We start from the raw sequence: 24,579 nt of genomic DNA, 5'->3' as shown, positions 1-24,579 counted from the left end.
CTGGCGTCGACGCGCGGGTTGGGCTGCCCAGCGCTGAGGAGCGCCGGGCAGTTCCGTCGAGGACGTTCAGACAGGCTTGCGCGGCGTGGTGCCGGTGGTCGTACCGGTGGTGCCGGTGCGGCTGACATTCCCGCGCTCGTCCTCGACCTCGACCTCGGTCCGGCGGACTTTGTCGGTTACCGTCTCGGTACGCTGCCCGGCGTCCTTGTGGATGCCGACTTCCTCGACCACGCGGGCGTCCTTGTTGACCACCGCCTGCTCGCGCATCTCGGTCGCCTCGATGACCCGGTTCTCGAACAGGGCCTCGTCGGCCGCAGTGGGCGCGCGATCGACCGGCCGCCGGTCAACGTGGACGGTCTCGTCGCGCAATGTGACCTGCTCCTCGACCGGCTTCTCGACGACGTAGGAGCGCACCCGCACCCGACCACTCTCGGCCACGCGCTTGCCGACGTTGAGCCGCTCCTCGACGACCGGGATGTAGTCCTTCCCGCCAGCCATCGCTCCCGCTGCAGAGCGCTCACCTGCCGCGTAGGCCGCCGCTCCGGACGTCCCAGCAGTAGAGCCGGTCGCCGCAGTGGTGCCGCCCGTGGCTGTGGTCGTGCCGCCCGTCGCCGAGTACCCGCCCCAGCCTTCCTTGCGCCAGGAGGCCTCGCGCTGGTCGAGATCGACCGAGCCGTTCTGCTCCAGGATGTCGTAGGCGGTCTCGAGTTGGGCCTGATCGGTCTGCACCGTGAGCAACGTGCCGCCGCGGCTCAGACCCTCGCTGTAGGCGTAGCGATCCTCCTCAGGCATGAAGAAGTCCTTGAGCGAACCCCAGAAGCCGCCCTCGTCCTTGTGGTAGTCGTACGAGCCGCTCGTGCGCGCTGTCTGCGCGCCCTGCACGAGCTTGATCGCCGATTGCGGGATGCCGGCGGCCACGAGTTTGGCTTGCGCGGCCTGTGCCTCGGCGGGCTTGTCGAACAGCGCGGTGATCGTCTGCGTCATGATGAGGTCTCCTCTGAACCCGTTTGGGCTGTCGTGTCGGTGGTTTGCCCGTCGGCCGACAGGCGTTCGACCACGGCGCGCTGCCGGCGCAGCGTCACCGGGACCTCGACGTCCTCATCCGCAGAAGCCTTGCGGATGTGCACCTCTTCCTTCAGGACGAGGCGCTTCTCGACGACGAGGATCTCTTCCAGGACTGGGATGATCGTCACCCCGTCCTCGACCCGGGCAACCGGCGCAGCTTCGCCAGCGGCGAGTGTACGGTTCACCGGCACCCGGGTTACTGCGACGCTGTCGCTGCGCAGGCTCTCGCGCAGGATCTGATCGTGCGTCTCCGTCTCGGTCCTGACCCGGACTCGACCGGTTTCGACGACCTGCTTCTCGATCCGGGCAGTCTCCTCGACCACCGGGATCGCAAGGCTCTCGCCGGTCGCGAGCTGCGTCGGAGCCTCGTCCTGGTGAGTCGGCTGCCGCTGCTCTCGCTGATTCGGTTCGTGAGCGGTCATGGCCGGCGCGTCCTTCGTGAGCTCAGAGTACGGCCGCATCCGCCGTCCGGCTTGATGCCGGTGAAGCCTGTTGCGTCGCCCAGGAAGATCCAGACGAGTAGCGACGTCGGCTGTCTGCCTGAGCGGTTCGGTGTGAGACGTGTCAGGTGCCCTGAGAGAGGGGCGGCTTCTTGCGAGAGCGAGGACGACCTCGCACCTGCTCCTCGGGTGAGCTGGCGGCCCGGATCACGGCTATCTCGGCTGTCGCTTCCGCCACTAGCTGTCGATCACCGTTGATGATGCCGATCGCCTGCTTGATCAGAGCCCGTGCATGCTCGGGCGAGAGCCCCTTTCCGGCACGGCTCATCACGCAGCACCTCGCTTGAACACTGGAGTTCATGGACGAGATGCTCGCAGTGAGCGCGTCGGTATCCTAACAAGAACGCGAAATACGCAAAGTTCCGACGATTTACATGCGAGTATTTTGCACTAATCCGCTTGGTGTTTTCGCACCAACTTGCGTCCCTTTGGGCGATCGATCAGCGGCTCGGCGCCGATCCCGCGCTCGCGTGCCCAGACCACAACGGCACTGCGGCGGTTGACCCCGAGTTTGCGGTAGAGCCGTGTGACGTGGTTGCGCACCGTGTTGGGCGACAGCCCGAGGTCGGCTGCGATCGTGGCATCGCTCGCCCCGGCACAGATGCGAGTGAGCATGTCCCGCTCGCGGGCCGTGAGCGCCTCGACAGCGATCGATGCGGTCTCCCCGTCAGAAGGGTTGCGCAATGCCGCTAGCTTCTCGATCACGCCACGGCTGAACCAGGAAGCGTCGCCCATCACCGCCTCGATGGCCTTGGCTAGCTCCTGCTCGTTGCGCTTGCGCTCGGCGATGTCCTGCACAGCGCACAGGATGTAGGGTGCACTGTCTATGGTCACCCGCACGGCCGTGAGCGAGCAGGCACACTCCCCACCGTCCTGCGTCCGCAGTCTAGCCTCGAAGCCACGAACCTGTCCGTGGCGTTCGAGCTCACACCGGAAGCGCTCACGTTCACTCTGGTCGGTCCAAAGGGCCGCCGCCTCCGCGCGGTTCTCCGGCGTCCCGAACAGGTGCGCGAAGGCCTCGTTGGCGCTGGACGGGACGTGCTCGTCCGCGCTCAGGAGTACGGTCGGGATCGGGTTGAGTGAGAAGGCCTTGGCGAAGCGCTCCTCGCTCGCGCGCAACTCGGCTTCGGCTTTGCGGCGGTCTTCCAGATCCGCGAAGGTGAACAACATGCACGGTGTGCCGCCCGGCATGACGATGGGGTGACCGGCCACGATGACGTACTTGTCCGCATCCTTGGGCACGCGCAGGCAAGCTTCCATCTGCGGTATCGTCTTGCCGGCGTGCAGATGCTCGATCGCCTGAGCTCTGTGCTCAGCTCCCGTGAGCAGATCGATCTGGCTGAAGGAGCGGCCGAGGACGTCGTCGCGCTCGTAGCCGGTCAGGTCGAGAAAGCCTCGATTGACCTTGACGTAGCGAAGGTCAGCCAGACGGCAGACGATAGCCGGCGCGGGGTTGGCGCGGAACATGGCCTCGAAGCGCGCCTCGGCCTCGTAGCGGTCGCTCACGTCCTGCAGGATCAAAGCGAGGGCGCTGGGCCGTCCTTTCTCGTCCGTTGTGACGATGTTGCGGATGCGGTGCATCCAGACGTGCTCTGGATTGCGCGCTTGGCGGACTTCCACGACGGCATCGTGGAACCGCTCGCCCGCCAGGACCCGGTCGAGCGGGTGCTGCACGGGTCCGATCTCGTGATGATTGCGGTAGTGAACCACGAAGTTGCGACGGTACTCGCTCACCGTCTCGCCGAGGTCGCCGAGAGCGGCGACGCCATGCATCGCTAGAGCGGCGGCGTTGGCGTACGTGATCGTCTGATCCGGGCAGATCAGGATGACGCCCTCGCTCATGCCGGCCACGATCTGGCGCAGCTGAGCTTGATCCACCGTCGCGTCGGCCATGCGCACCTCCGTCCGGAGGGCCAACGCTCGACGGAGTGCCTGGTGCGGCAGGTAATGGCGGCGCAGAAACGCTTGGGCGCTTCGGTGAAGACGGTTCGCTATGACGCCGCGGAGCTGTGGCGACCGCCCGTCTCGACCAATCGCAACTTGGGCCGTCGGCGGCCGGTAAGGAACATCACCTGCACCCAGGTGCCGTCGTCTTCGACGACGTGAACGCGATAGCGCAGTCCTTCAGCCAGGGCGCGGGCTTGTTCGAGCGTCGTACTGGCCAGCGTCGCCGTGAACTCACCGACGTGCGCTGCCATGTTCGCGGCCAGCAATCCGATCTCGACCCCTTCATCGAAGGACTGGTCGCGGCCAGCGAAGCGCATGCGCAGGCCTGGTTCGATATGGATGTGGCGCATGACAAGCCCTTCGGGAAGACTGACAATGCAGCGCGGGAATGGTTAACGGTCTGTAAACGTCTGCTTGCCGCACCTGTACCGAGGGTTCAGCGCGGGCCAATGCTGCTGTCGCTGCCGCCGCACCGGCTCTGGGGGCATGGAATGGATTACGCGATCGTCGCTGCCATTGCGGCTGTTGTCATGGGGCTTGCCCTCAAAACGCTCGGCATCAATCAGGAGTACGAGCGAGCGGTGCTCTTTCGCCTCGGTCGGCTTGGAACGACCAAGGGGCCGGGTTGGTACTGGCTGATCCCGTTCGCCGACCGCGTCGTCAAGGTCGACACCCGAACCATCACCGTCCAGCTCGAGACCCAGGAGACGATCACCCGCGACGGCGTCGCCGTCAAAGTGAACGCGGTACTCTGGTATCGGGCCGTCGACCCTGCTCGCGTGGTCACAGCGGTCGAGTCGTGGCGCTCAGCCATCATCCAGGCGGCCGAGACCGGCATGCGCGACGCCATCGGCCAAAGTGACCTCGATCAGATGCTGAAGGATCGGGTCGCCATCAACAAACGCCTGCTCGAACTGCTCTCGACTGCAGCTGAGCGCTGGGGAATTGAGATCGACGCGGTCGAGATTAAGGATGTCGATATCCCGGAGCAGATGCAGCGCGCCATCGCGCGGGAGGCTGAGGCAATTCGCGAGAAGCGGGCGCGAATTATCAAGGCTGAGGGCGAGAACGAAGCAGCTCAGAAACTTGCCGAGGCCGCGGCGATGATCGCGACCGCGCCAGGTGCTTTGGAACTGCGGCGGCTTCAGACCCTGACGGAGATCGGAGTCGAGCATAACAGTACGATCATAGCCATGCTGCCTGTCGAGCTTCTGCATGCTGCTGGAAGGATCGCCGGTCTGTCCACGGGAAGCGCTGAGTAGCGGCCCGCGCGGCGGCAGTTGAGGCGTCCAACCATTTCTCTCCTCTTCGATGTAAAAGGCGGAGATCGTGGTGCTCGCGCTGATCATGCGCATCGATCGAGGCTCAGGCGCTTTCATTTAGTAGAGCCCGTCATACCGGGGCATGACAGCGTGCGGTACCCTGAGTTAGCTTAGCTTCGGCTCGCTCCGCCGGGCCAATCCGAAAAGCCTCAATCAAGGGCGGTATCGGTGAGGAAGACGCTCTTGGCGGCCATGCTGGCCGCAGCTTGGTCGGGGTGCGCCTTGGCGCAAGCGCCGACCACATTCTCAGATGGCGGCGTCCGGATCGGGCTGATCCTCGACATGTCCGGCGTCTACGCCGACGTGACCGGCCCTGGCAGCGCGGCAGCCGCGGCGATGGCGGTGGAAGATTTCGGCAAAACCGTGCTCGGCGCACCGATCGAACTCGTCGTGGCCGACCACCAGAACAAGGCTGACATCGCTGCCGCTACTGCTCGAGAATGGTTCGACACCGGGCACGTCGACGCGATCCTCGACGTGGCCGCGTCCGCCCCAGCTCTCGCGGTGGCCGAGATCGCCAAAACCAAGAACCGGATCGCGGTATTTAACGGACCCGGAGCCGTGCGGCTGACCAACGAGGCCTGCACGCCGGTCACGATACACTACGCCTATGACACTTACGCGCTTGCTGGCGCCACAGGCCTCGCCACGGTGAAGGCCGGTGGAAGCTCATGGTTCTTCATCGCGGCCGACTACACATTCGGGCAGGAGCTCGCTCGAGACGCGACGACGGTAATCCACGCCAACGGAGGTCGAGTGCTCGGTGAGGTGCGGGCACCGCTCAACACAGCCGACTTTTCCTCGTACTTGCTGCAGGCGCAAGCCTCAGGGGCGAAGGTTATCGGCCTCGCCAATGCCGGTCGGGATACAACCAACGCGATCAAGCAGGCAGCCGAATTCGGTCTCACTGCTGGCGGCCAGCGGCTTGCTGCACTGCTCGCCTACATCAATGACGTGCACAGTCTCGGTCTTCCGGCAACACAGGGGATGCTGCTCACCTCCGGCTTCTACTGGGATCTTGACGAAGGCACGCGGGCGTTTGCCAAGCGCTTCCACGAGCGCACCGGCCGAATGCCGAACATGTCCCAGGCAGGCGTCTACTCGGCAGTCACGCACTACCTGAAGGCGGTCCAGGCGAGCGGAACGGACGCGACCGAAGCCGTGATGAAGGCCATGCGCGAAACGCCGGTGAACGACTTCTACGCGCATGGCGGCCACATCCGGGAGGATGGCCGCATGGTCCACGACATGTACCTGTTTCAAGTGAAGGCGCCAGCCGCGTCCAAGGGCGAGTGGGACCTGTACGAGCGTATCGCCACGATACCGGGTGATCAGGCCTTTCAGCCACTCTCGGCCTCACGCTGCCCTTTGGTGAAGCGATGAGGCCGTGCGGGAGGCGACCTGGGCACCGGACGCGTGGCGGGTTCGGACTAAACCGCGTTCGGGGCGGGTGGCCGGCTATATCGAGCGCCTGGCCTCGATTGTGGAACAACGGGGCCCACCAGCGCCGAAGGACTCAGCGACCGGAAGTTTCGCTGCCTCAGCGTCCGCTTCCGGAATGCTGCCGAGTTCGACTGAACGGCGACAATGGGCGCAAAGCCGAATGTCCGGTCTTACGCGCAATGGCGATCCAGCGTGGCGTAGTCTGGCCGAAACCGGTCCGTCCGCTTCCAGCGTTCAAAACGAAGAAGCAGACCTTTGTTGCGGCCCAGGCCCTCGTCTCAGTGTGCCTCGTTGCGGACCTTCCACCCCGCGGATTCAAATGTCCGCTTGGGAGGCGAAGTCCGCTTGGAAGGCGAAGCGGCCCTGAATGCGGCGGCCATGACATCAGGAACAGCGGACTGACCGGAAGCTGTCGGCACTCGGTCGAAGGCTGACATTCGGTGCCATCCGGCTTCGAACAAGGCTCGCGGTCACCTCGCAGACGGCGTCCTCCGCGGGGTAGGCGAGCGTGAGCGGTACGACTTCGCCGTCAAGGTAATCCACAGCGGAGACGAAACGACGCGTGTTGCTTACCCGTTCTGGTGGGTTGGTGAGTTCGGCAGCAACACGAGCGGCCGAGCATACGTGGGAAGCGGAATGGCTCAGGTTAGGGATTTCGGCCCCGAGAAGCGTGCGCAGGCCCTCGAACGCCAACGCACCCTCAAGATGGCGAAGTCCGCCCACGCCTACGTCCGCGGCAACACCCTGCAGTTCTACGAATGGCTGGACGGCCTCGCGCGTGGCACGCTGCCCGAGGGTCCTGCAATCTGGATCTGCGGCGACTGCCACCTCGGCAACCTGGGCCCGCTCGCGGACGCCGACGGCCGCGTCGACATCCAGATCCGTGACCTCGACCAGACGGTGGTCGGCAACCCGACGCACGACCTCGTGCGGCTAGGACTGTCCCTCGCCAGCGCCGCACGCGGCTCGGACCTGCCAGGGGTGGTCACCGCGCGCATGCTGGAGGAGATGATCCGAGGCTACGCCCAGGGGCTCGCCGGGCCGTCCGCCGAGGAGCCTCCGCCGGAGCCGGACGTGGTACGCACGGTGCGCCACCGAGCACTGGGCCGGCACTGGAAACATCTCGCTCGCGAGCGCCTGAAGGACGTCGAGCCCGCCATCCCGCTCGGGCGCAAGTTCTGGGCTCTCGATGCCGATGAACGCGCCGCCCTGGACGAGCTCTTCCGGCGGGAGGAGGTGCGCGACCTCGTGCGTGCGTGCGAGGGACGTGGCGAGGACGCCGACGTCCGCCTGATCGACGCGGCCTACTGGATGAAGGGCTGCTCCTCCCTCGGCTTCCTGCGCTACGCCGCCCTCGTGCGGATCGAGGAGCCTGAAGGTAAGCGGAGCCTGGCGCTCGCCGACCTGAAGCAAGCCGTCGAGGCCGCGGCGCCGCCAGCACCCGGGGCCGAGATGCCGGAGGATCCGGCGGAGCGCGTGGTTGCCGGCGCGCGGGCACTGTCGCCGAACCTGGGCGAGCGCATGCTGCCGCTGCACCTCCTCCGCAAGCCCGTGGTGATGCGCGAGCTGGCGCCGCAGGACCTCAAGCTCGACGTCGACCAGTTCAGCCGCGCCGAGGCGGTGCGGGCGGCGCACTACCTCGCCTACGTGGTCGGCAGGGCGCACGGTCGGCAGATGGACGAGGCGACCCGCTCGGGCTGGCGCGCCGAGGTCACGAAGGGCAGCAGCCGTGCCAAGGGCGCCCCGTCATGGCTGTGGTCGAGCGTGGTCGAGCTCGCCGGCCGACACGAGGTCGGCTACCTGCAGCACTGCCTCCGGTACGCGGACAAGGAAGCCGCATGACGCCGGCAGGATAGACCGCTCCGCGCGGGATTCCTAAGCTTCGTCTGACCTAGGACGTCGCCGGGAACGTCTGTTTTCGCACAGTGGAACCAGATTGACCGTCGCGTAATCTGAGCCATGTTGGATGCAGCCTCTACGGCACCGCTTCCACCCCGCCGCGCCGGAACCGATGTCCACCGCCACCGACCAGCAGTTGCTCCCACTCGTGCGAAAGCTGCGGAGCCTGACCCACCTCTCCGCCCGGGACGAGGAGGCGATCCTGCGCCTGCCGGCCTTCCCGCGGCTGTTCAGGGCTGGCCAAGACCTCGTCAGCGAGGGCGACCGGCCCACCCAGTGCTGGCTGATCCTCCAGGGCTGGGTGCAGCGCTACAAGCTGCTGGGTGGCGGCAAGCGGCAGATCTCCGCCTTCCATGTCGCCGGCGACATGGCCGACTTGCCCAGCCTCCACATGCCGGTGATGGACCACAACCTCGGCGCGGTCACCGACGTCACGGCCACCTCCATCCCGCACGAGGCGCTGCGCGAGCTCCTGGAGCGCCACCCGCACCTCCATGCCCCGTTCTGGCGCGACACCCTGGTCGACGCCGCCATCTTCCGCGAGTGGGTGGCCAACGTCGGGCGCCGACCGGCCTACCAGCGGCTCGCGCACCTCTTCTGCGAGCTGTACCTGAAGCAGGCCGCGGTCGGACTTGCCCAGGACCACCGCTGCCCGATGCCGATGACGCAGATGGACCTGGCGGACGCGACGGGCCTCACCAGCGTCCACATCAATCGCACCTTGCGCGACATGCGGCGCGACAAGCTCATCGAGCTCAGGAGCAGGATGCTGGTCATCCCAGACTGGGCGCGGCTGGTGGAGGCCGCCGAGTTCAACCCGACGTACCTGCAGTTGGACGCCCGTCTGGCGGCCTGAACCGGGGTTCCTCAACCAGGTTATTGCCTGCAGAAGCGGTCTTATAGCGCTCTGCACGGACTGCTGAACGAACTTCCACGCGGGGTCGGCCAAGGAGCCCGATGCCTCGCCCGTAGACTTGGACGAGCGATGCCGCGCTACTTCTTCGACACCGACGACGGTGACGAGCGCCACCAAGACGACGAGGGCATGGACTTCCCCAGCGTGGGCGCGGCCCGCGACGCGGCGATAGGCGCCCTGCCCGAGATGGCGCGCGACAGGCTCCCGGACGGTGACCGGCACACCCTCGCGGTCCGGGTGCGCGACGAGGGTGGGGCACTCGTCTACTCCGCCAAGCTCGACCTCGCCGGCGAGTGGCACGGCCCGCAAGCTCAGTCCTAGGCGGAGTGGTCCTTCCCGGCGGAGCCGTATGCCGGCCGATGGCCATCCCTCGAACCGGTCGGGCGCCGTTTGTTTCCGAGCGGTTATGGCCAAGGTCACGAGCCGTTCAGGCCACGTGCACAATCTGGGCGCGTCTCGCGCGGGAAGTCTCCGGCGCGACCTTGCCTACAGGTTCTGATCATGACGCACCTGAAGATGCTCGCGGCGGCCTCCACCGTCGCTGGCGGTCTGTGCCTCGCCTCAGCCGCCTCCGCCGCACCCCTGGCGCCAGTCGCTGCCGACACCGTGGCCGGCTCCGCCCACATCACCGACGTCGCCTACGGCTGCGGTCCCGGTTTCGCGCCTGGCCGTTTCGGCTACTGCCGCCCGATTTTCCGTCGGTACGGCTACTATGGCCCGCGGCGCTTCTACGGCCCGCGTCGGTTCTACGGCCCTGGCCCTTACTACGGTCCGCGGCGCTTCTACTACTGATCTCGCCTCCTCTCGGCGGGGCCAAAGCCCCGCCGATTTCACGCAGAGGATGATCTGCGCTGCTCCCCGCTGCTCCCCCAGGCATTGCCAGTCTGTGGGCACGCTGGACCTGACGCACCCACTTCCGCGCGACAATGCGGCATCGGCTCGGAACCGAAGGCTCACGCATGCCTGGTGGGGCCCGACCCGAACGGGCGGACGCCCGTCAGTAGGCTTGAGCCGTCGCACTGGACCGACGATGGGCGACCCAGCTCCCGGAGCACAGCGCGGAGACCTTCCAGCTGCCGGAGCCGGCCCGCTCCCGGAGGCGACCGAGAACCGAGCCGCTGGCTGAGCCTTGCGAGACGCTGAGCCCCACCGTGCCGTCGGCTCCGACGCGCCCGGAAAGACGTGTTGCCGTGTCGGACGTGACGAGGCGAACCTGCCCCTCCTGCACGGCAACCGAGTAGGTGCGGCTGCCGTCGCACAGCCCGCTCTCGGTCACGAACTCGACCGTCCAGGTCCCGTTGTACGCGCCCGCTTCCGCCGACCGTGCGGGCGACTGTGCTACCAGCGAGATGCCGGACGCGAGCACGAGACCGGCGTAGACCTTCAGCATGCAAACCCTTCCAGCGCAAAACAAAGGGCCGCCGTCACGTTCGTACGGCAGCCCACATCGGGGAGGCCCGACAAGCCACGGCTTCGCCAACATATTGGAATATCTTTTAGGTGGCGGCCGTAAGGGTGGAATTCAAGTCTTCAGTGCCGCGTAATTGGGCGAAAAACCATAGCTGCAGCTCATCGCTACGCGAACCCCGCATTCATACGGGCATCTTGTGATCAAAAACTGCCAAGCTCTTTTGAATCGCGAGGGGCATGCAACGGGCTGATGCATCTCCACAGCTTACGATGCCTACGGCCACTCGCCGTGACTGCCTCGCCCGTGGTCAAGATGGCTGAGCATCCGAGGCGTCGCCCTCTACTAGGCGTGGGCGGAACGGGCAGCGCCAATCCTCGTCCACTGCGCGCCCGCTGTACTGGCGCGCCTCCGACACCTCGCCGTGCCGGGCGAGCATCGGGTTGGTGGAGCCGGCGAGCGCCTCATCCCGCTGCAGGATGGACGCGCGCAGCTTCTCGTAGCGACCGGCCTCACGCAGTTGCTCGAACTGTGCGTGCAGGTTGAACACCAGCGCAGGCGAGGAGAACCGGCGCGCAGGCCGGCTGGCGCAAGGGTGCAGCCCGACGACGAAAAACGCCTCGCCGGCAAAGCTCAGGGAGAAGTGCGGGCTGCCGGGGTCCTGTGCCACGCGCCCGTCCCAGGGATGGCCGAGCCAGGCGTCCTTGTCGGCGAGCGATTGCACCCGAGCCCAGAGGTGCCGCTCGAAGCCCTCCTCGCCGAGGTCGCCCGGGCCCTCGAACACGACGGCGAAGCTCTGGAACAGGTCCGGCTGCCGGCGGTACCGCGCAGCGAAGGCCATTAGCGCTGGGTAGATGCGCATGTCGTCCCAACCCGAGGTGATGTCCCGGGCGACCAGGACCCGCATCTGCCCCTTGGTCAGCGCCGACTTGGCGCCGACGCACGGGAAGCCCGCGTCGCGGATGAAGGCCCGGAACGCCTCGGCCTGGGGATGATCGCGGTCGTCTCTGGGCAACTGCATAGGAACTCACCACGCCGGGCGCAGGACTGCGCTCGGCATTCCTCTAATGCCGCGCCAACGGGCAACGGCACAGGTTAAGTGGCGTGCCAAAGGGCAGCACCAAGCTGTCACTTACCCACAGCCAACAACCCCTCACGCCCGAGCCGGGCGAGGCTCTCGATGAAGTTGCGCAGTTCGGTCCGCCTGAGGTGCCCGTCGGTGACCTGCTCGTCGAGCCCCAGGCGCCAAGCGAGGTCTCGGCGGTGCGGCTCGCGGTGCAGGTCATCGACCTGCCGGGCGTAAGCCTCAACATCGTCCTGGCTCCGGGCGAGGCCCGCCTCGATCATGCCGTCCGCCTGCCGGCGAAGGGCGCCCGCCACCTCGTCCAGGCCGATCTCGGGATGGTACTGCACGCCCCAGAACACGCCGCCATCGAAGCGGATCTCGGCGGCCTGCACCGCTGTGACCCGGTTACCGGCGAGCAGGACGGCCCCGGAGGGCAGAGCCTCGACCTCGTCGGTGTGGATGGCGGGCGCGTCATATGCGGCGGGCCGGCCCGCCAGCAGCGGATGCTCCCGTCCCACGTCGGTGAGGGTGATACGCCGTGCGAAGGCCGCCTCGCGACCGCGTGCGTTCGGGCGCACGCTCCCGCCCGCCGCCACCGTCGCGACCTGCAGGCCGGCACAGGAGCCAAAGGCCGGCGTTCCGGAGGCGAATACCGCCCGCATGAACGCTACCGTTCGGTGGGTCTCGGGCGTCTCCTCGTAGAGGTGCAGCGGTGAGCCGCTGAGAAACACGGCGTCGTAGCCGCTCAGAGTGGCGCCGGTTGGAAGTTCGGCGCCCGCGTCGGCGGGCATGATGCGGTCGCAGGCGGAGCCCGGCGCGATCTCGCGCAGGATGCCGAGGTAAGTCTCGCCCGAGGAGCGGCCGACACTCTCACGCCGGCCCTGGCGCGCTTCCGGCGTCTCGCTCTCGGCCACCAGGAAGCGAAACTTCGACTGGGATTGGCTCACGGTTCCTCGGCTTGTTCAGTGACCGCGCGGCATCGGGAACCACGGCTTCAGAGTGGCGACGCCGGCTGTGAAGCGGGCGTTAGCGATAGATGACAGCGTCCCGACGGGGGCGCCGGCAGCCCTGGCCTCGGCTTCCAGGGCCAGCAGGCGTTCGAAGAAGGTCTCGCCCGCCCCGGGGACCTCGGGAGCGGGACGCTCCGCCATCGCCTCGCGCAGACGGCGCGCGAACGGGAAGCCGTACCCGCGCTCACTCTCCACCATGATGACCTCCGCCGGTGCGCGGCTTGTCCTTGCCCGCTCCGCAGGGGCAGCCCTCGGTCAATCACGTCCCATGGAAAACTGTTCGGGTGGGAAGGTGCGGCATCCCGCGCCACGCGCGGGTGTCTTCCAAGACCGTCAGGGGCTCAACCGCCGTTACGGTCCAAAGCTCGCAACAGGCCGGCCAGCCGCGGGTCGAACTCCTCGTCCCAGACGGGTTCGTACAGCTCCTGCATCCGCCGGCCGAGGTTCTCGCGGGTCTGAGCGTCGAGCGTGGGTGCATCCTCGCCCAAGAGGCCGCTCTCCTCATTCGTCACGAGGGGGCGAGCCGCTCTCGATGTGAAGCGTGGGACTCCCGTGCGCTACGCCCGCTCGGCGGCCGCGAGGCGCTCGACTTCGCGCACGTAGCCGTCGGCGTCGAACTTCTTCAGCGTCGCCGCACCCAGCGAGCGCACGTTGCCGTAGACCGGGCGCGGTCCCCACGGCCGGTCGTGCAGGCCAAAGAGCCACGTCACGTTCGTGAACGAGTTCGCGTCCCGCCCGTCGATGAAGAACTTGTTGTTCAGCCGCAGTGCCGTCTCGAACGCCTCCTCGGGCGAGGCGGACCACTCCAGGATCTTCTTACCCCAGTACATGCGCATGTGGTTGTGCATGTAGCCGGTCTCGCGCATCTCCATCATCGCCGCGTTCCAGTAGCGGTCGTGCGTCTCGCCCCGCTCGAACTGCTCGGGCGTGTAGAGGTAGGGCCGCTTGTCGCCCCTGTGCGCGTCCAGCGTCTTGCGCGCCCAGGCCGGCGCAGCCTCGTAGCTGTCGTAGTTTGGCTCGTAGAAGATGTGGTTCATCGCGAGCTCGCGCCGGACGATGAGCTCCTCCAGGTAGGCCGTCTTGTCGTCCTCACCGCCGGTCGCGGCGGCTTGCACCTTGAGCGCGATGGCGACCGGCGAGATCTGGCCGTAGTGCAAGTAGGGGCTCATGTGCGAGGCAGCGCCCGCCTCCGGCCGCCCCCTGATTTGGGCGTAGTGGTTGAAGCGGGCGTTCAAGTAGTGGCTCAGCGTCGCCTCGGCATGAGCCGTGCCGCCCTTGAACCGGCGCACTGGCCTGACGCTCTGGTCGGCCTTCAGGCTGGCCACGAGCCTGGGCACGTCGGAAAGGTCGAGTGTGCTCTCGAAGCTGAGGTGGTCGCCTCGATGGGCGACCGGCCGCTCCTCCAGCGGCACGAGGTACTCGGGGATAAGACGGCGGAGCTTCGGTCGCAGCGTCCGGGCGGCGATCTCGTGTTTGGGCGAGGCGGTCTCGACGGGCACGACGACCTCGCCCTCGACCTGCACCACGCGGCAGGGCGCCTGGGCGGCGAAGTCGGCGTAGAAGCGGCGCACCGGCTTCTGGTAATTGCGGTCGCAGACCACCAGGGCGGCGTCGGCCGTGTAGAGCAGCGCCGTTGCGACCGGCGGCTGCCGGCGCGCCACATAGGCGATGCCGCGCTTCCTCAGTTCCGGGCCGACCTCGGCCATGCCCTCCAGCAGGAAGGCCCAGTGGCGGGCGTTCGCCTCCGGGATGCCTTCGGCGAACCCGTAGCAGACCAGCACCGGCAGACCGAGCTTGTTGGCCTCCTCGACGGCGTACTCCAGCGCCGGGTTGAAGCGCACGCGCTGGGACAAGCCCATCCAGTACAGGACGTAGGCGGCGCCTCGCTCCCGCACGGGCAGGTCGTTCAGCGGCTTGATGCGGGTGGGTTGGATCATGGGCCTGGTCGTTCCTCCCGAAACCGCACCCCTCGGCGGCTTCACGATGCCACGGTCACCTAGGGCAGCCCTGATTGCCGCCGGCCGCGTCCCATCGTCCTCTCACGAGGCGAAGGCAGGCTTGGCGCGGCGCTTCCGTCGCAGCCGCCTCTAGGAACGCGGGTATGCGGCTCACGTTGGCCGCCGAACCCCGAAACAGACCTGGAGCAACGACGGCATGGCCAGCACGGACATCGGCACAATCTACGCGGGCGCGCTCAAGAACACACGCGCCCTGGAGCGGCAGGGCCTGGAGCAGATGGAGCGTCAGCTCTCCGGCCTGGAACGCTATCCCGATTACGCCGCAGTCTTACGCCGCCACGTCGAGACCACGAAGGGTCAGCTCGCCCGCCTGGACAAAGCGCTGGAGAGCATCGGCGAGAGCCCGTCGACGCTGAAGGAGACCGTCACCAGCGTGGCGGGATCCATCGGCGCGGTTGCCCATGCCGTGACACAGGACGAGACTCTGAAGAACCTCTACGCCGGCTACGCCTACCAGTACGACCAGGTCGCCGCCTACCGCTCGCTGGTCGTGGTCGCGGTGCGGGCCGACAAGTCCGACCACGTCGCGGGCTTCCGCGCCGCCGTCGAGGAGGAGACAAAGGTGGCCGAGGAGATCTCGGCGCTGATCGAGCCGGTCACCAAGACCTACCTCGACCTGTCGCTCAACGGCGCCAAGGCCGACAGCTGAGGAGCGGGCGCCATGGATGATCCGACCCCGGTCGCCGTCACGGTCGAGGCGTGTGGTGACAGCCACGAGCGCTTCCGCTGGCACCTGACGGACGCGGATGGTGTATCCATCCGCGTCTCACCAGAAGCCTATGCCTCGCCCGAGGAGGCGGCGGGCGCCGGCAAGACGGCTCTTGACGCTTTCGGGGCTGCCCTCACTGCTTGAGGCGAGACCCGTCGGGCAGTGGCCGCTAGACCTATCCCGCTGTCTGGCCGAGGAATGACACCGCGCCCTCGGCCAGACCCTGTAACTAGGCCGGAACGCGCCCGTCAGGCGTGTAGCGGTCAACAGCCTGGGGAAGGTCCCTGGACAAGCGGGATAGGAGCTCATCCCGAGACAGGCCGGTGCGCTGCGTCAGGGCCGCCAGCACTTCGGGCCCGATGGCCTGCTCAAGCTGGTGCGGCGCGATCTCTTGGTTCGGCCCTTGGTTCACCCAGGACTGCGCGGCCGCACCATGACCGGCCTGATGGAAGCGTTCCAGCATCTGGCCTAGGCCGCTGTTCAGGAAGCCCCCGGATGTCGGAGCCGGGGCCGACTGGCCGCCCAGGAGGCCGCCGAGCAGGCCGCCGAGGCCGCCCGGTGCCGCACCCCCGCCCGCTGGCGCCGAGCCGCCCTGTCCGGCGCCTCCGAGCAACTCGCCGAGCTTGTCCCGGTTCTGGTAGCCCGCCAGTGCCAGCAGGCCCAGCAGCGCCGTCATCGAGGGGTAGCCATCGCTCATCTCTCATCTCCCTATCGCGGGACCACCTCCCGCATGTCGCCGTGGTCGCGGCTGGCTCGCCCGGTCCGACCGTCAAGCGTGCTTGAGGTCGTCCGGGACTTTGCCGCCGTTCTCGGCGAGCTTCTGGACGACCTGCTTGTGCAGCCAGACGTTCATGGTCGCCGAGTCTTCCTTGTCGCCCGTGTAGTGCAACTCGTCGGCGAGCTGCTTGCGAGCCTGGAGGCTGCTGTCGAGGTCGAGCAACTTCAACAGGTCGACGATGGAGCGCTTGTAGTCGAGCTCCTGCCCCTTCTTCGAGGCGAGATCCGCGAGGACCTGGCCCACGTCGACGTTGCTATGCTCGGCGCCGGACGGGCCCGCCGGTACCGGGGACGGGGCGCCGGCCATGGCGGGCGCGGCTGCACTGCTGGCCGAGCCGGTCGGGCCTCCCTGGCCTTGCGCGGCAGCCGACACGCTCGGCGTCTCCGATGCGTGTGGGGCCGCAGCTTGGGCGCTGGCACTGCCGCCACCGAAGATCTTCGACATAATCGACCCGAAGATGCTCATTCCGTTTCCTTTTCGCCGATGGGGTCCGACCCGGGCCGCGCGCTCGACAACGGGAAGGCGCGCCGGGCGTTCCGCAAAAGGGGCTGGCCCGCAGGGTGCCCGAAACGCCGTAGACCGGGGATTGCGTCGACGGGGCGCGGGTCATCGTCGAGCGCCGGCTACAGAGATGCGCAACCTGCGCGTGCGTCATAGGTTAATCGATAACCCCTTGGTTCCAGGCGGGTCAGGAGACGACTTTGGGGGTTCGGGACAGTGCGAGGACGGCGGCACCCGACCCCAGGCTCCTGCGCGCGGCGGTCGAGGCGTCCGGCGAGGCCATCCTGATCACCTCCGCCAACCTCGCCGCGCCGGGCCCGCTGATTGAGTACGCCAACCCCGCCTTCACCCGGATGACCGGCTACGAGGCGCACGAGATCGTTGGCCTGTCGCCGCGCATCCTGCAGGGCCCCCTCACGGACCGGACCGTCCTGGACGCCCTGCGCTCCGCCCTCGAAACCGGGGTGGCCACGCAGGCCGAGGCGGTCAACTACCGCAAGGACGGCTCGACCTACGTGGTCGAGTGGCTGATCACGCCGGTGCGGGAGGCCGACGGGCGCCTCACGCACTGGGTCGCGACGCAGAGGGACGTGACCGGACGGCGCGCCCACGAGGACCGTCAGGCGTTCATGGTGCGTGAGCTGCACCACCGGGTGAAGAACACGCTCGCCACCGTCCAGGCCGTGCTCAACGCCACCGCGCGCTCCCGCCTCTCGATCTCCGAGTTCATCCATGCCTTCTCGGGCCGGATCGCCTCGCTGGCCCGCACGCACGCGCTGATCACCGAGGACCTTGCCCAGGCCGCCTCGTTCGAGGGGCTGCTGCGGGCCGAGCTCGACCCGTACGGCGAACGGGGCCGCCTGACCCTGGACGGGCCGAAGGTGGTGCTGCCGTCCGAGCTCGCCGTGCCGGTCGGCATGGCCCTGCACGAGTTGACCACCAACGCCCTGCGGCACGGGTCGCTTGCCGATCCGGACGGCCGCCTTCAGGTCACATGGTGGGTCGAGGATGGCACCTCCGGCCGAGCCCTCCGCTGGGACTGGACCGAGCATGACGGGCCCCCTGCCGGGCATCCGACACGGCAGGGCTTCGGGCACCGGCTCCTCAACAAAGTCCTGGCGGCTCAGACCGGGGCGGAGGTCGACGTCGACTTCGCACCAGACGGGCTGCGAGTGTCGGTGCGCATGCCGTTGCCCGGAATCCTGGCCTGAGGGTCGCTTGCCCGAGCCGACCGGTCGTGCGGTCCAGCCCTCATTGCGGTCCTTCCCGCACACGGTTCGGGATCTGACGCTTGGTGCCCGCTCTGCGGGGACGCAACGAGCGGCGACCGGGCCTTGGGCTTTCGGTCCGCGCCGGACGTCCGGGTCTACAGGCCGAGGATGCGTTTGCGGCGCTGCCACGTGGCGACCTTGCGCAGTAGGCGCGAAAGCTCCTCGACCGAGTAGGGCTTGTGGAGCAGCTCGAACCCGTAGGTGCCGTTCTGCGCCATCACGTGGCTGTAGCCGGACGCCAGCAGCACCGGCAGGTCGTGGTGCTCCTCGCGGATGCGCCGCGCGAGGTCCAGGCCGTTCATGCCCGGCATGACAACGTCCGAGAACACCACGTCGAACCGGTCGGCGTCCCGCGCGAGTTCCGCGAGTGCCGCCTCGGCGCTGTTGGCGAGCACGGGCACGTAGCCGAGATCGGTCAGCGTCTGCACGGCGAAGGTGCCGACCTCGACGTTGTCCTCGACCACCAGCACGCAGGTGCCGTGGCCGTCCACGAGCGGCTCGGGCTCGCTGTCCGTCGCCCTCTCCACCTCAGGCACGCGCGGGAGGTACATCGTGAAGGTGGCGCCGTGCCCGGGCTCGCTCGCCACCGTCACCTCGCCGCCCGACTGCTTGGCGAAGCCGAAAACCGGCTCAAGCCGAGCCCGGTGCCCTGACCCACCCCCTTGGTGGTGAAGAACGGCTCGAAGATCCGCTCCAGCCGGTCCTCGGGGATTCCGACGCCGGTATCGCTGATCGAGACCGCGACGTACGGTCCGTCCACGGCAGGCGGCCTCGGATCGGGGGCATGCGCTCCACGCCCCATACGCGGATGGTGAGCTGGCCCTCGCCCTCCATGGCGTCGCGGGCGTTCACGGCCATGTTGACCAGCGCCGTGTCGAACTGGCTCTGGTCGGCATGCACGAAGCAGGTGGCATCCGGCAGGTCCGTCACGATCCGGATGCGCGAGCCGGTGAGCGTCCCCATCATGTCGGAGAGCGCCCGCACGCTGTCACAGGCGGCGAACACCTCCGGTTTCAGGGACTGGCGACGGGCGAAGGCCAGCAATTGCCCGGTCAGCTTGGCGGCCCGGTCGACCGTGTCGGAGATGGCCGCGACGTAGCGTTCACGCCGCTCCGGCGCGAGGTCGGGCCGCTTGAGCAGGTCCGTCGACGACTTGATGACGGTGAGCAGGTTGTTGAAGTCGTGCGCGACGCCGCCGGTGAGCTGGCCCACTGCCTCCAGCTTCTGGGCCTGCCGCAGAGCCTCCTCCGTGCGCTCGCGCTCGACCGCCTCGGCGAGCAGGCGGGCGTTGGCCTCTGCGAGCTCCGCCGTGCGAGCAGCGACCGGCTTTCCAGCGACGCGCCTGCTTGGCGCAACTGCGCGGCCTGGGCCTCCAGTTCGGAGTGAAGCGCCACGACGCCCCTGTTTGTCTCCGCGAGTTCCCGGTTCAGGCGCTCGGCCTCGTCCTGGCGCTCGGCGAGTTCGGCCAAGCTCTGCATGAGCTCACGGTTCTGCTCGCGCAGGGCGACCAGCGGCTCCTCGGTCCGGGCGCGGGCGACGGCCTCGGCGAGCTTCGCCAAGCGGGGGCCCGTGAAGGTCTCGACGCCGGACGGCAGCCGCTTCCCGAAGGTCACGATGGTGCCCTGGCCGACCACCGTCTCGATCTCGAACCGGTCCATCAGGCGGCGAGAGCCGGTGATGCCGATGCCGAGCCCCGTCGACGACCGGTAGCGGCCCTCCAGGATGGCATCGAGCTCGGCGATGCCCGGCCCCTTGTCGCTGATCCTGATCACCAGGGACTGCCCGCCCCCTTCCTGGTCGAGGCCATACTCGACCCGGCCGCCTCCGGCGTAGCCGTAGGCGTTGCGCGCGATCTCGGACACCGCGGTGGCGATGCGGGTCTGGTCCTGAACCTCGAAACCGAGGCGCTCGGCCAGCCGGCGAACGCGCTGGCGCACCGTTACGATGTCGTCCTCATGTTCGACGGGGCTGGTGAGCAGCGTCCATTTCATGGCGCGCCGCCCCGCACCACCAGGGCGGTGGCGTCGTCCCGGGCCCGGGCGAAGTCGCGGAAGACCACCCCCGCCACGAGGCTCGGATGCGCCGCGGCCAAGCCCGGGTAGCCGTCGATGGAGAACCCCGTGGCGATCCCGTCCGAGCACAGCAGGAACAGGCCGTCCGGCCGCATCGGGTACTCGAATTCCTGGATGCGCCGCGCGGCATGCCCGGCAGTGCCGGCAAGGCTGACCGTACGCTTCGTCGCCTCTCCGGAGACGATGACTCCCAGGACGTTACCGATGCCCGTGAACGTGAGGATCCCGTCGTTTCGCGCGTAACGCGCGACGGAGACGGCACCGCCACGTGTGTGCCCAAGGCCCGCATGCACGGCCGACAGGATGGTCGAGGGCCCGCGGTCCTGGTGCCTTCGAAAGACGCGGACCGCCTCCTGCGACGCCTTGGCCGCCTCCGGTCCGTGACCGAGGCCGTCCGCCACCATGACCGTCCAGCCGTCGGCCCGCTCGCAAATCGCGTAGGCGTCGCCGTTGGCGGTCTCCCCCTCAGTGGCACGGTCACCACGCCGAAGGCTGGCAGCGTCCTAGGGGCGCGTTCGCCGGACAAGCGCGCCAGCACCGCGGTGCCCGAGCCGGGTCGGGACACGATGTCGAAGGCGTCGGAGAGACGCCGTACGGCGCCGAGGCCCTCGCCGGCGCTCCCGCCCGTGGAGTGTCCGTCGCGCAGGGCCGAGCCAAGGTCCGATAGGCCCGGCCCCTTGTCGAGGGCCAGGACCTCGACACCCGATCCGGTCCCGTCCTCGTAGGTGCCGACGAGGATCTCGCCCGGCACGCCGTACTTGACGATGTTGGTGGCGAGCTCGGTCACGACGAGCGCCACGCGCCCGCCCGCGGTCTCGCCGAAGCCCATGGCCTGGGCGCGGGCCATCGCCCGACGCCGAGCCTCCGCCACTTGGCTCGCCTCGGTCACGACCACCCGGTCCATGCTCATTTCCATCGGGCGATCATCACGCGCGTTCCGGCGCCCGGAGAGGACTCGATGTGAAACTCGTTCGAGAGGCGCTTCGCTCCGCCCAGACCAAGCCCAAGGCCGCCGCCGGAGGTGTAGTGGTCCGTCATCGCCTGCTCGATGTCGGCGATGCCGGGGCCCTGGTCCTCAAAGGTCAGGCGCAGGCCCTTCCGCAAGCCGGCCTGGACGATCTCGGCGCGAACGTCGCCCCCGCCGCCGTAGTCGAGGGTGTTGCGCGCGAGCTCGCTCGCCGCCGTGACGATCTTGGTCTGGTCGACGATGCCCAGCCCGATCTCGACGGCGAGGGTCCGCACGCGCTGACGCACGCGCACGACGTCGTCGCCTGAGCGGATGGGGAGGGTCTCAGTCTTCGAGACCGTCACGGTCGCCCCCGAGGCCGTCGTCCTCTTCCGAAAGCCGGGATTGGATCAGCGCCATGCCGCGCTCGACGTTGAGCGCGGTCTTGATGCCCGTGAGTTCCAGCCCGAGCTCGACCAGCGTTATGGCGACTGCCGGGCGCATCCCCGCGACCACGGTCTCGGCGTCGAGCACGCGCGAGACCGCGGCAATGCTCACCAGCATGCGCCCGATGAAGGAATCGACGATCTCCAGCGCCGAGATCTCGATGAGCACACCCCGCGCGCCGGTGCGCGCGATCATCGCCGTGAGGTCCTCCTCAAGGGCGAGGGCGAGGCGGTCGTGCATGTCGACCTGGATGGTGACGATGAGCGCGGCACCGAGCTTAAGGATCGGGATGCGGTCCATCGGTCAGCGACGCTCGTCAGCCTGCGCCGTCTGCTGGCGCACCACCTTGCGACCGGTCCGTCTCAGGGCGACCGCGAAGGCGTCCGCGAGCGTCGCCTTCGAGACGACGTTCAATTCGACCCCGAGATGCACCATGGTCAGGGCGATCTGCGGACGGATGCCGGAGATGATGCAATCGGCCCCCATCAAGCGGGCGGCGGCGACGGTCTTGAGGAGATGCTGGGCGACCAGCGTGTCGACGGTCGGCACTCCGGTGATGTCGATGATGGCGATCTCGGCCTGCTCGTCGACGATGGCCTGGAGCAGGTTCTCCATGACGACGCCGGTCCGGGCGCTGTCGAGGGTACCTATCAGCGGCAGGGCGAGGATGCCGTCCCAGAGCCTGATGACCGGGGTGGAGAGCTCGGCGATCTCCTGTCCCTGGCGCCCGATCACCTCCTCGCGGCTCGCCAGGAAGACCTCCATGGTGTGCAGGCCGAGTTGGTCGAGCACCTTGCCTGTCACCCAGAGACCGGACGCCAGCTCGGAAGCGTCCGTCCCGCAAGTCCGCCGCAAGGCCTCGAAGACCGGCTCCTTGAGGGACAGCACGAAGTTGGCGGTGTCGGTCGGCGTGAAGCCCTGGAGCGCCCGGGAGCGCGAGATGTCGGCCAGCGTCTCGCGCAGGGGCGCGTAGGCCTCGCCATTCGCGTCGGCGCCGCCGCTGGCGAGGGCGTCCCGGAATTGCCCGAGCACGGTTCTCGCCTGGGTCTGGAGCTCGGCCTCGCGGATGCGGCCGGTCTGCATCGACCCGCCCTCCTTGAGGTGCCCAAGCCAGGCGTCGAGGATACCGGCCTCGTCCTCCGCGACGGTCCTGCTCAGGACCCCGACACCATCCATGGCCATCCGAACGTTCCTCTCTCGTCCCACGGGGTCTAAACCAGACAGGACGGCATCGATAGCAGGCGTGGCCGTGGAGCCATGCCGCACGAATCGGTTATCTCTGGACGGAAGGCATCGCCGCGGCCGGGGAGGCCCCGGTCGCGCACATGGCGGACGGGATGCGTCCGCGCGCCTGGCTGAGGTGTGCGTCCATCCGAGCGGCAATCCATGACCCGGGGCGTCCCTGCCGCCCTCGCGCTGGAGGACGGGACCAATCCGCGACGAGCGGCGGGACGGGAGGCTAGGTCGCGGACTCATAAGGCACGCAGCCAGACACGCAGGGCTGCGAGTTTGACGCTTGCCAGGAAGTTGTCGGGATCCTTGTCGTAGCGCGTGGCGACGGCTCGGAAGTGCTTGATCTTGCTGAAGAAGCGCTCAACCAGGTTGCGGTACTTGTACAGGAACGGGCTGAAGGCCAGCACCTGCTTGCGGTTGGGCATCGGCCTCACGTTTGCCCACGCCCCCTGCTCGGCCATCTGTGCTCGCAGCGCGTCACTGTCGTAGGCCCGGTCACCCAGCAGGATCTGACCTGCACCCAACCCGCCCAGCATGTCGGCCGCCGAACGCCCGTCATGCGCTTGGCCTTCCGTGATCTTGAGGGCCACGGGACGGCCCTCGGCATCCACCAGCGCGTGGATCTTGCTCGTCAGGCCGCCGCGCGAGCGACCCATGCCACCGGATCGGCCGTCTTTTTTTGGGCGCAGGCGGCGTGCTGGTGCACCCGCACGCTGGTGGCGTCGATCATCTGCAGGTCGCCCTCGTAAGCCTTTGACACGGCGTCCAGAAGCCGATCCCAGATGCCGCGCTTGCGCCAGCGTCGAAAGCGGTTGCCGCAGGTCGTATGCGGGCCGTAGCGCGCCGGGATGTCGGCCCAGGGTGCGCCCGTGCGCAGCCGCCAGAAGATGCCGTTGAGCACCCGCCGGTCATCCACGCGCTCCTTGCCGCGCACGTCCGTCGGCAACAGCGGCTCGATCACCGCCCACTCCGCGTCCGTCAGGTCAAACCGCGCCATCCAAGTCCCTCCTGCTCAGAGGGCTAACAGCGCCGCACCTCAACCGTGCCAGCCGTTATGGGTTCGCGACCTAGTCCTCGTCTAGCACCTTGTCTGCGGCGGCATCGACGCGCTTCCGGTCGGCCTTGGAAAGGTTGCCGGCCTTCTCCTGCTGGGCGGCGCGCGCCTTGGCGTTGCGCGCGTGCGCCTTGTCCTCGATGGGATACTTGCGCTTCTCCGGCAGGGCGTACTTGTCCTTCGGGATCTCGTCGCGGTCCTCAGTCGTCAGCTTGGACATGTGCCGCTTCCTCCCACGGGCAGGTCGTGGTGAAACGTGGCGGCGGCCGGGACGTTGCAGGCTCCGTCGTCTCGCTAGGGGCAGGGAGCGGCAGGCACACTCAGGTTCCGGATGCCGGCGTACGCTGCCGACGTCCCTTATCCGAGCCCCCGCCCTCAGTCCGGTCAGCACGTCGAGCCGACAGCCCGAGCCGCCGCCGCGCGCGCCTTCCGGTCTGCCTCGTCCTCCGCACGGTCGGCCGCGTCGAGCAGCTCCGCAGGCATGTCCCGGGCGGCCCGGCTCGCGCAGCGGGCGCGCAGGTCGTCGAGCTCCTCCTCCGTCAGTCCCTCGATGCCGATGTAGCGATTGTGGGCCGCGCTCGCCCGGATGAGCTCATCGAGCTTGGCCTGGATGGCGGCGCCGTCGCGGTTCTGGGTGTTCTGGATCAGGAACACCATCAGGAACGTCACGATGGTCGTGCCGGTGTTGATCAGCAACTGCCATGTGTCCGAGAAGCCGAAGAGCGGACCACTGACGGCCCAGGCCAGGATCACCGCTATGCTGGCCGCGAAGGTGAGTGGCCGGCCCGAGGCTCGCGCCACGCTGGACGAGAAGTTCGCGAAGCTTTTCGGCGACCTCATGATCGCGACGCCGTGAAACGAACGCTTCCTGCCATGGGCTCGCGACCCTCCGCTCCTCGACCGCCAACAGCCGTTTTCAGGGCCGGCGGATCCGCCGGTGATCACACTTCGGGTTGGCGGGCTTGGTCCATGAA

26 protein-coding genes and 4 pseudogenes are annotated in these 24,579 nt (G+C 68.0%); 9 read left to right on the top strand and 21 right to left on the bottom strand.

Annotation, left to right across the window (positions count from 1 at the left end; translation table 11 throughout):
* Nucleotides 1-66 precede the first annotated feature (66 nt).
* The 3 genes from M6G65_RS21690 to M6G65_RS21680 form a co-directional block, all read right to left on the bottom strand.
* Nucleotides 67-984, bottom strand: a complete 918-nt coding sequence (locus M6G65_RS21690) for a YsnF/AvaK domain-containing protein (protein WP_238199178.1) — start codon at nucleotides 982-984, stop codon at nucleotides 67-69.
* On the bottom strand, nucleotides 981-1,487 hold the full coding sequence (locus M6G65_RS21685) for a YsnF/AvaK domain-containing protein (protein WP_238199179.1): 507 nt from the start codon (nucleotides 1,485-1,487) through the stop codon (nucleotides 981-983). Before M6G65_RS21685 ends, M6G65_RS21690 begins: the two co-directional genes overlap by 4 nt.
* A 468-nt stretch (nucleotides 1,488-1,955) precedes the next feature.
* Nucleotides 1,956-3,458 carry a helix-turn-helix transcriptional regulator gene (locus M6G65_RS21680; RefSeq protein ID WP_250102868.1) on the bottom strand — a complete coding sequence of 501 codons (1,503 nt, stop codon included), beginning with the start codon at nucleotides 3,456-3,458 and terminating at the stop codon, nucleotides 1,956-1,958.
* A 116-nt stretch (nucleotides 3,459-3,574) separates the two neighbouring features.
* On the opposite strand from M6G65_RS21680, the gene M6G65_RS21675 reads away from it, so the two are divergent.
* From M6G65_RS21675 to M6G65_RS21650, 6 genes are all read left to right on the top strand, one after another.
* On the top strand, nucleotides 3,575-4,774 hold the full coding sequence (locus M6G65_RS21675) for an SPFH domain-containing protein (protein ID WP_250102867.1): 1,200 nt from the start codon (nucleotides 3,575-3,577) through the stop codon (nucleotides 4,772-4,774).
* A gap of 252 nt (nucleotides 4,775-5,026) precedes the next feature.
* Entirely contained in the window at nucleotides 5,027-6,217 is a 1,191-nt protein-coding gene (locus M6G65_RS21670) for an ABC transporter substrate-binding protein (RefSeq protein WP_238199206.1), read from the top strand.
* Between the two features lie 696 nt (nucleotides 6,218-6,913).
* On the top strand, nucleotides 6,914-8,119 hold the full coding sequence (locus M6G65_RS21665) for a DUF2252 family protein (RefSeq protein WP_250102866.1): 1,206 nt from the start codon (nucleotides 6,914-6,916) through the stop codon (nucleotides 8,117-8,119).
* Nucleotides 8,120-8,288: 169 nt separating this feature from the next.
* Nucleotides 8,289-9,032, top strand: coding sequence for a Crp/Fnr family transcriptional regulator (locus M6G65_RS21660; RefSeq protein WP_238199183.1), 744 nt, complete (start codon nucleotides 8,289-8,291; stop codon nucleotides 9,030-9,032).
* A gap of 129 nt (nucleotides 9,033-9,161) precedes the next feature.
* Nucleotides 9,162-9,413: a DUF6894 family protein gene (locus M6G65_RS21655; RefSeq protein WP_238199184.1), complete on the top strand. Its 252-nt coding sequence runs from the start codon at nucleotides 9,162-9,164 to the stop codon at nucleotides 9,411-9,413.
* Between the two features lie 180 nt (nucleotides 9,414-9,593).
* Nucleotides 9,594-9,884 carry a GCG_CRPN prefix-to-repeats domain-containing protein gene (locus M6G65_RS21650; protein WP_238199185.1) on the top strand — a complete coding sequence of 97 codons (291 nt, stop codon included), beginning with the start codon at nucleotides 9,594-9,596 and terminating at the stop codon, nucleotides 9,882-9,884.
* 205 nt (nucleotides 9,885-10,089) lie between these two features.
* Here M6G65_RS21650 and M6G65_RS21645 read toward each other — a convergent pair whose 3' ends face one another.
* From M6G65_RS21645 to M6G65_RS21620, 6 genes are all read right to left on the bottom strand, one after another.
* Nucleotides 10,090-10,482 carry a hypothetical protein gene (locus M6G65_RS21645; RefSeq protein WP_238199187.1) on the bottom strand — a complete coding sequence of 131 codons (393 nt, stop codon included), beginning with the start codon at nucleotides 10,480-10,482 and terminating at the stop codon, nucleotides 10,090-10,092.
* A 328-nt stretch (nucleotides 10,483-10,810) separates the two neighbouring features.
* On the bottom strand, nucleotides 10,811-11,521 hold the full coding sequence (gene gntA / locus M6G65_RS21640) for a guanitoxin biosynthesis heme-dependent pre-guanitoxin N-hydroxylase GntA (protein ID WP_250102865.1): 711 nt from the start codon (nucleotides 11,519-11,521) through the stop codon (nucleotides 10,811-10,813).
* 107 nt (nucleotides 11,522-11,628) lie between these two features.
* The gene (locus tag M6G65_RS21635; protein WP_238199190.1) at nucleotides 11,629-12,513 is read right to left on the bottom strand and encodes a type 1 glutamine amidotransferase; all 885 of its coding nucleotides are present in this window, start codon (nucleotides 12,511-12,513) and stop codon (nucleotides 11,629-11,631) included.
* A gap of 15 nt (nucleotides 12,514-12,528) precedes the next feature.
* Nucleotides 12,529-12,774: a hypothetical protein gene (locus M6G65_RS21630; RefSeq protein ID WP_238199192.1), complete on the bottom strand. Its 246-nt coding sequence runs from the start codon at nucleotides 12,772-12,774 to the stop codon at nucleotides 12,529-12,531.
* 143 nt (nucleotides 12,775-12,917) lie between these two features.
* Nucleotides 12,918-13,064 carry a hypothetical protein gene (locus tag M6G65_RS21625; RefSeq protein ID WP_238199193.1) on the bottom strand — a complete coding sequence of 49 codons (147 nt, stop codon included), beginning with the start codon at nucleotides 13,062-13,064 and terminating at the stop codon, nucleotides 12,918-12,920.
* A 69-nt stretch (nucleotides 13,065-13,133) separates the two neighbouring features.
* Entirely contained in the window at nucleotides 13,134-14,513 is a 1,380-nt protein-coding gene (locus M6G65_RS21620) for a deoxyribodipyrimidine photo-lyase (protein ID WP_238199194.1), read from the bottom strand.
* A 217-nt stretch (nucleotides 14,514-14,730) separates the two neighbouring features.
* On the opposite strand from M6G65_RS21620, the gene M6G65_RS21615 reads away from it, so the two are divergent.
* Both M6G65_RS21615 and M6G65_RS21610 read left to right on the top strand, forming a co-directional pair.
* Nucleotides 14,731-15,243: a DUF892 family protein gene (locus tag M6G65_RS21615; RefSeq protein WP_238199195.1), complete on the top strand. Its 513-nt coding sequence runs from the start codon at nucleotides 14,731-14,733 to the stop codon at nucleotides 15,241-15,243.
* Nucleotides 15,244-15,255: 12 nt separating this feature from the next.
* Entirely contained in the window at nucleotides 15,256-15,447 is a 192-nt protein-coding gene (locus M6G65_RS21610; RefSeq protein WP_238199196.1) for a hypothetical protein, read from the top strand.
* A gap of 85 nt (nucleotides 15,448-15,532) precedes the next feature.
* On the opposite strand, the gene M6G65_RS21605 is transcribed toward M6G65_RS21610, so the two are convergent.
* Nucleotides 15,533-16,000: a YidB family protein gene (locus M6G65_RS21605; RefSeq protein ID WP_238199197.1), complete on the bottom strand. Its 468-nt coding sequence runs from the start codon at nucleotides 15,998-16,000 to the stop codon at nucleotides 15,533-15,535.
* A gap of 72 nt (nucleotides 16,001-16,072) precedes the next feature.
* Nucleotides 16,073-16,546: a DUF3597 domain-containing protein gene (locus tag M6G65_RS21600; RefSeq protein ID WP_238199198.1), complete on the bottom strand. Its 474-nt coding sequence runs from the start codon at nucleotides 16,544-16,546 to the stop codon at nucleotides 16,073-16,075.
* Nucleotides 16,547-16,782: 236 nt separating this feature from the next.
* Here M6G65_RS21600 and M6G65_RS21595 point away from each other — a divergent pair, with 236 nt between their 5' ends.
* On the top strand, nucleotides 16,783-17,793 hold the full coding sequence (locus M6G65_RS21595) for an HWE histidine kinase domain-containing protein (protein WP_238199199.1): 1,011 nt from the start codon (nucleotides 16,783-16,785) through the stop codon (nucleotides 17,791-17,793).
* A 155-nt stretch (nucleotides 17,794-17,948) separates the two neighbouring features.
* Here M6G65_RS21595 and M6G65_RS34055 read toward each other — a convergent pair.
* From M6G65_RS34055 to M6G65_RS21550, 10 genes and pseudogenes are all read right to left on the bottom strand, one after another.
* Nucleotides 17,949-19,149 (bottom strand): annotated as a pseudogene (locus tag M6G65_RS34055) (ATP-binding protein); the annotation flags it as partial.
* A gap of 365 nt (nucleotides 19,150-19,514) precedes the next feature.
* Nucleotides 19,515-19,844: pseudogene (locus M6G65_RS34050) on the bottom strand (ATP-binding protein); the annotation flags it as partial.
* Nucleotides 19,841-20,329 (bottom strand): SpoIIE family protein phosphatase, encoded by a 489-nt coding sequence (locus M6G65_RS21585; RefSeq protein ID WP_465264113.1) that lies wholly within the window; start codon nucleotides 20,327-20,329, stop codon nucleotides 19,841-19,843. The gene M6G65_RS21585 and the pseudogene M6G65_RS34050, both read right to left, overlap by 4 nt.
* Nucleotides 20,330-20,514: 185 nt before the next feature.
* A pseudogene (locus tag M6G65_RS21580) lies at nucleotides 20,515-20,754 on the bottom strand (ATP-binding protein); the annotation flags it as partial.
* 77 nt (nucleotides 20,755-20,831) lie between these two features.
* Nucleotides 20,832-21,185 (bottom strand): anti-sigma regulatory factor, encoded by a 354-nt coding sequence (locus M6G65_RS21575; protein ID WP_250102864.1) that lies wholly within the window; start codon nucleotides 21,183-21,185, stop codon nucleotides 20,832-20,834.
* 31 nt (nucleotides 21,186-21,216) lie between these two features.
* Nucleotides 21,217-21,618 carry an STAS domain-containing protein gene (locus M6G65_RS21570; RefSeq protein WP_238199204.1) on the bottom strand — a complete coding sequence of 134 codons (402 nt, stop codon included), beginning with the start codon at nucleotides 21,616-21,618 and terminating at the stop codon, nucleotides 21,217-21,219.
* Nucleotides 21,619-21,621: 3 nt separating this feature from the next.
* The gene (locus M6G65_RS21565) at nucleotides 21,622-22,500 is read right to left on the bottom strand and encodes an STAS domain-containing protein (protein WP_238199205.1); all 879 of its coding nucleotides are present in this window, start codon (nucleotides 22,498-22,500) and stop codon (nucleotides 21,622-21,624) included.
* A gap of 290 nt (nucleotides 22,501-22,790) precedes the next feature.
* Nucleotides 22,791-23,548, bottom strand: a pseudogene (locus M6G65_RS21560) (IS5 family transposase).
* A 70-nt stretch (nucleotides 23,549-23,618) separates the two neighbouring features.
* The gene (locus M6G65_RS21555; protein WP_238196190.1) at nucleotides 23,619-23,825 is read right to left on the bottom strand and encodes a DUF6582 domain-containing protein; all 207 of its coding nucleotides are present in this window, start codon (nucleotides 23,823-23,825) and stop codon (nucleotides 23,619-23,621) included.
* A gap of 164 nt (nucleotides 23,826-23,989) precedes the next feature.
* On the bottom strand, nucleotides 23,990-24,445 hold the full coding sequence (locus tag M6G65_RS21550; RefSeq protein ID WP_238196191.1) for a low affinity iron permease family protein: 456 nt from the start codon (nucleotides 24,443-24,445) through the stop codon (nucleotides 23,990-23,992).
* Nucleotides 24,446-24,579 lie beyond the last annotated feature (134 nt).

This window comes from Methylobacterium tardum, assembly GCF_023546765.1.
GTDB lineage: Bacteria > Pseudomonadota > Alphaproteobacteria > Rhizobiales > Beijerinckiaceae > Methylobacterium > Methylobacterium tardum.
Note: the sequence above shows the minus strand (reverse complement) of the source record. Positions and strands in the feature narration are given on the sequence as shown.

What these genes read in the sequence shown, in the direction of transcription:
- M6G65_RS21685 (WP_238199179.1), bottom strand. Translation starts at nt 1,487, where the DNA reads ATGACCGCTCACGAACCGAATCAGCGAGAGCAGCGGCAGCCGACTCAC.
- M6G65_RS21610 (WP_238199196.1), top strand. Translation starts at nt 15,256, where the DNA reads ATGGATGATCCGACCCCGGTCGCCGTCACGGTCGAGGCGTGTGGTGAC.
- M6G65_RS21670 (WP_238199206.1), top strand. Translation starts at nt 5,027, where the DNA reads ATGCTGGCCGCAGCTTGGTCGGGGTGCGCCTTGGCGCAAGCGCCGACC.
- M6G65_RS21550 (WP_238196191.1), bottom strand. Translation starts at nt 24,445, where the DNA reads ATGAGGTCGCCGAAAAGCTTCGCGAACTTCTCGTCCAGCGTGGCGCGA.
- M6G65_RS21555 (WP_238196190.1), bottom strand. Translation starts at nt 23,825, where the DNA reads ATGTCCAAGCTGACGACTGAGGACCGCGACGAGATCCCGAAGGACAAG.
- M6G65_RS21620 (WP_238199194.1), bottom strand. Translation starts at nt 14,513, where the DNA reads ATGATCCAACCCACCCGCATCAAGCCGCTGAACGACCTGCCCGTGCGG.
- M6G65_RS21605 (WP_238199197.1), bottom strand. Translation starts at nt 16,000, where the DNA reads ATGAGCGATGGCTACCCCTCGATGACGGCGCTGCTGGGCCTGCTGGCA.
- M6G65_RS21615 (WP_238199195.1), top strand. Translation starts at nt 14,731, where the DNA reads ATGGCCAGCACGGACATCGGCACAATCTACGCGGGCGCGCTCAAGAAC.
- M6G65_RS21660 (WP_238199183.1), top strand. Translation starts at nt 8,289, where the DNA reads ATGTCCACCGCCACCGACCAGCAGTTGCTCCCACTCGTGCGAAAGCTG.
- gntA (WP_250102865.1), bottom strand. Translation starts at nt 11,521, where the DNA reads ATGCAGTTGCCCAGAGACGACCGCGATCATCCCCAGGCCGAGGCGTTC.
- M6G65_RS21680 (WP_250102868.1), bottom strand. Translation starts at nt 3,458, where the DNA reads ATGGCCGACGCGACGGTGGATCAAGCTCAGCTGCGCCAGATCGTGGCC.
- M6G65_RS21600 (WP_238199198.1), bottom strand. Translation starts at nt 16,546, where the DNA reads ATGAGCATCTTCGGGTCGATTATGTCGAAGATCTTCGGTGGCGGCAGT.
- M6G65_RS21655 (WP_238199184.1), top strand. Translation starts at nt 9,162, where the DNA reads ATGCCGCGCTACTTCTTCGACACCGACGACGGTGACGAGCGCCACCAA.
- M6G65_RS21585 (WP_465264113.1), bottom strand. Translation starts at nt 20,329, where the DNA reads ATGGTGGCGGACGGCCTCGGTCACGGACCGGAGGCGGCCAAGGCGTCG.
- M6G65_RS21690 (WP_238199178.1), bottom strand. Translation starts at nt 984, where the DNA reads ATGACGCAGACGATCACCGCGCTGTTCGACAAGCCCGCCGAGGCACAG.
- M6G65_RS21665 (WP_250102866.1), top strand. Translation starts at nt 6,914, where the DNA reads ATGGCTCAGGTTAGGGATTTCGGCCCCGAGAAGCGTGCGCAGGCCCTC.
- M6G65_RS21645 (WP_238199187.1), bottom strand. Translation starts at nt 10,482, where the DNA reads ATGCTGAAGGTCTACGCCGGTCTCGTGCTCGCGTCCGGCATCTCGCTG.
- M6G65_RS21650 (WP_238199185.1), top strand. Translation starts at nt 9,594, where the DNA reads ATGACGCACCTGAAGATGCTCGCGGCGGCCTCCACCGTCGCTGGCGGT.
- M6G65_RS21630 (WP_238199192.1), bottom strand. Translation starts at nt 12,774, where the DNA reads ATGGTGGAGAGTGAGCGCGGGTACGGCTTCCCGTTCGCGCGCCGTCTG.
- M6G65_RS21570 (WP_238199204.1), bottom strand. Translation starts at nt 21,618, where the DNA reads ATGGACCGCATCCCGATCCTTAAGCTCGGTGCCGCGCTCATCGTCACC.
- M6G65_RS21565 (WP_238199205.1), bottom strand. Translation starts at nt 22,500, where the DNA reads ATGGCCATGGATGGTGTCGGGGTCCTGAGCAGGACCGTCGCGGAGGAC.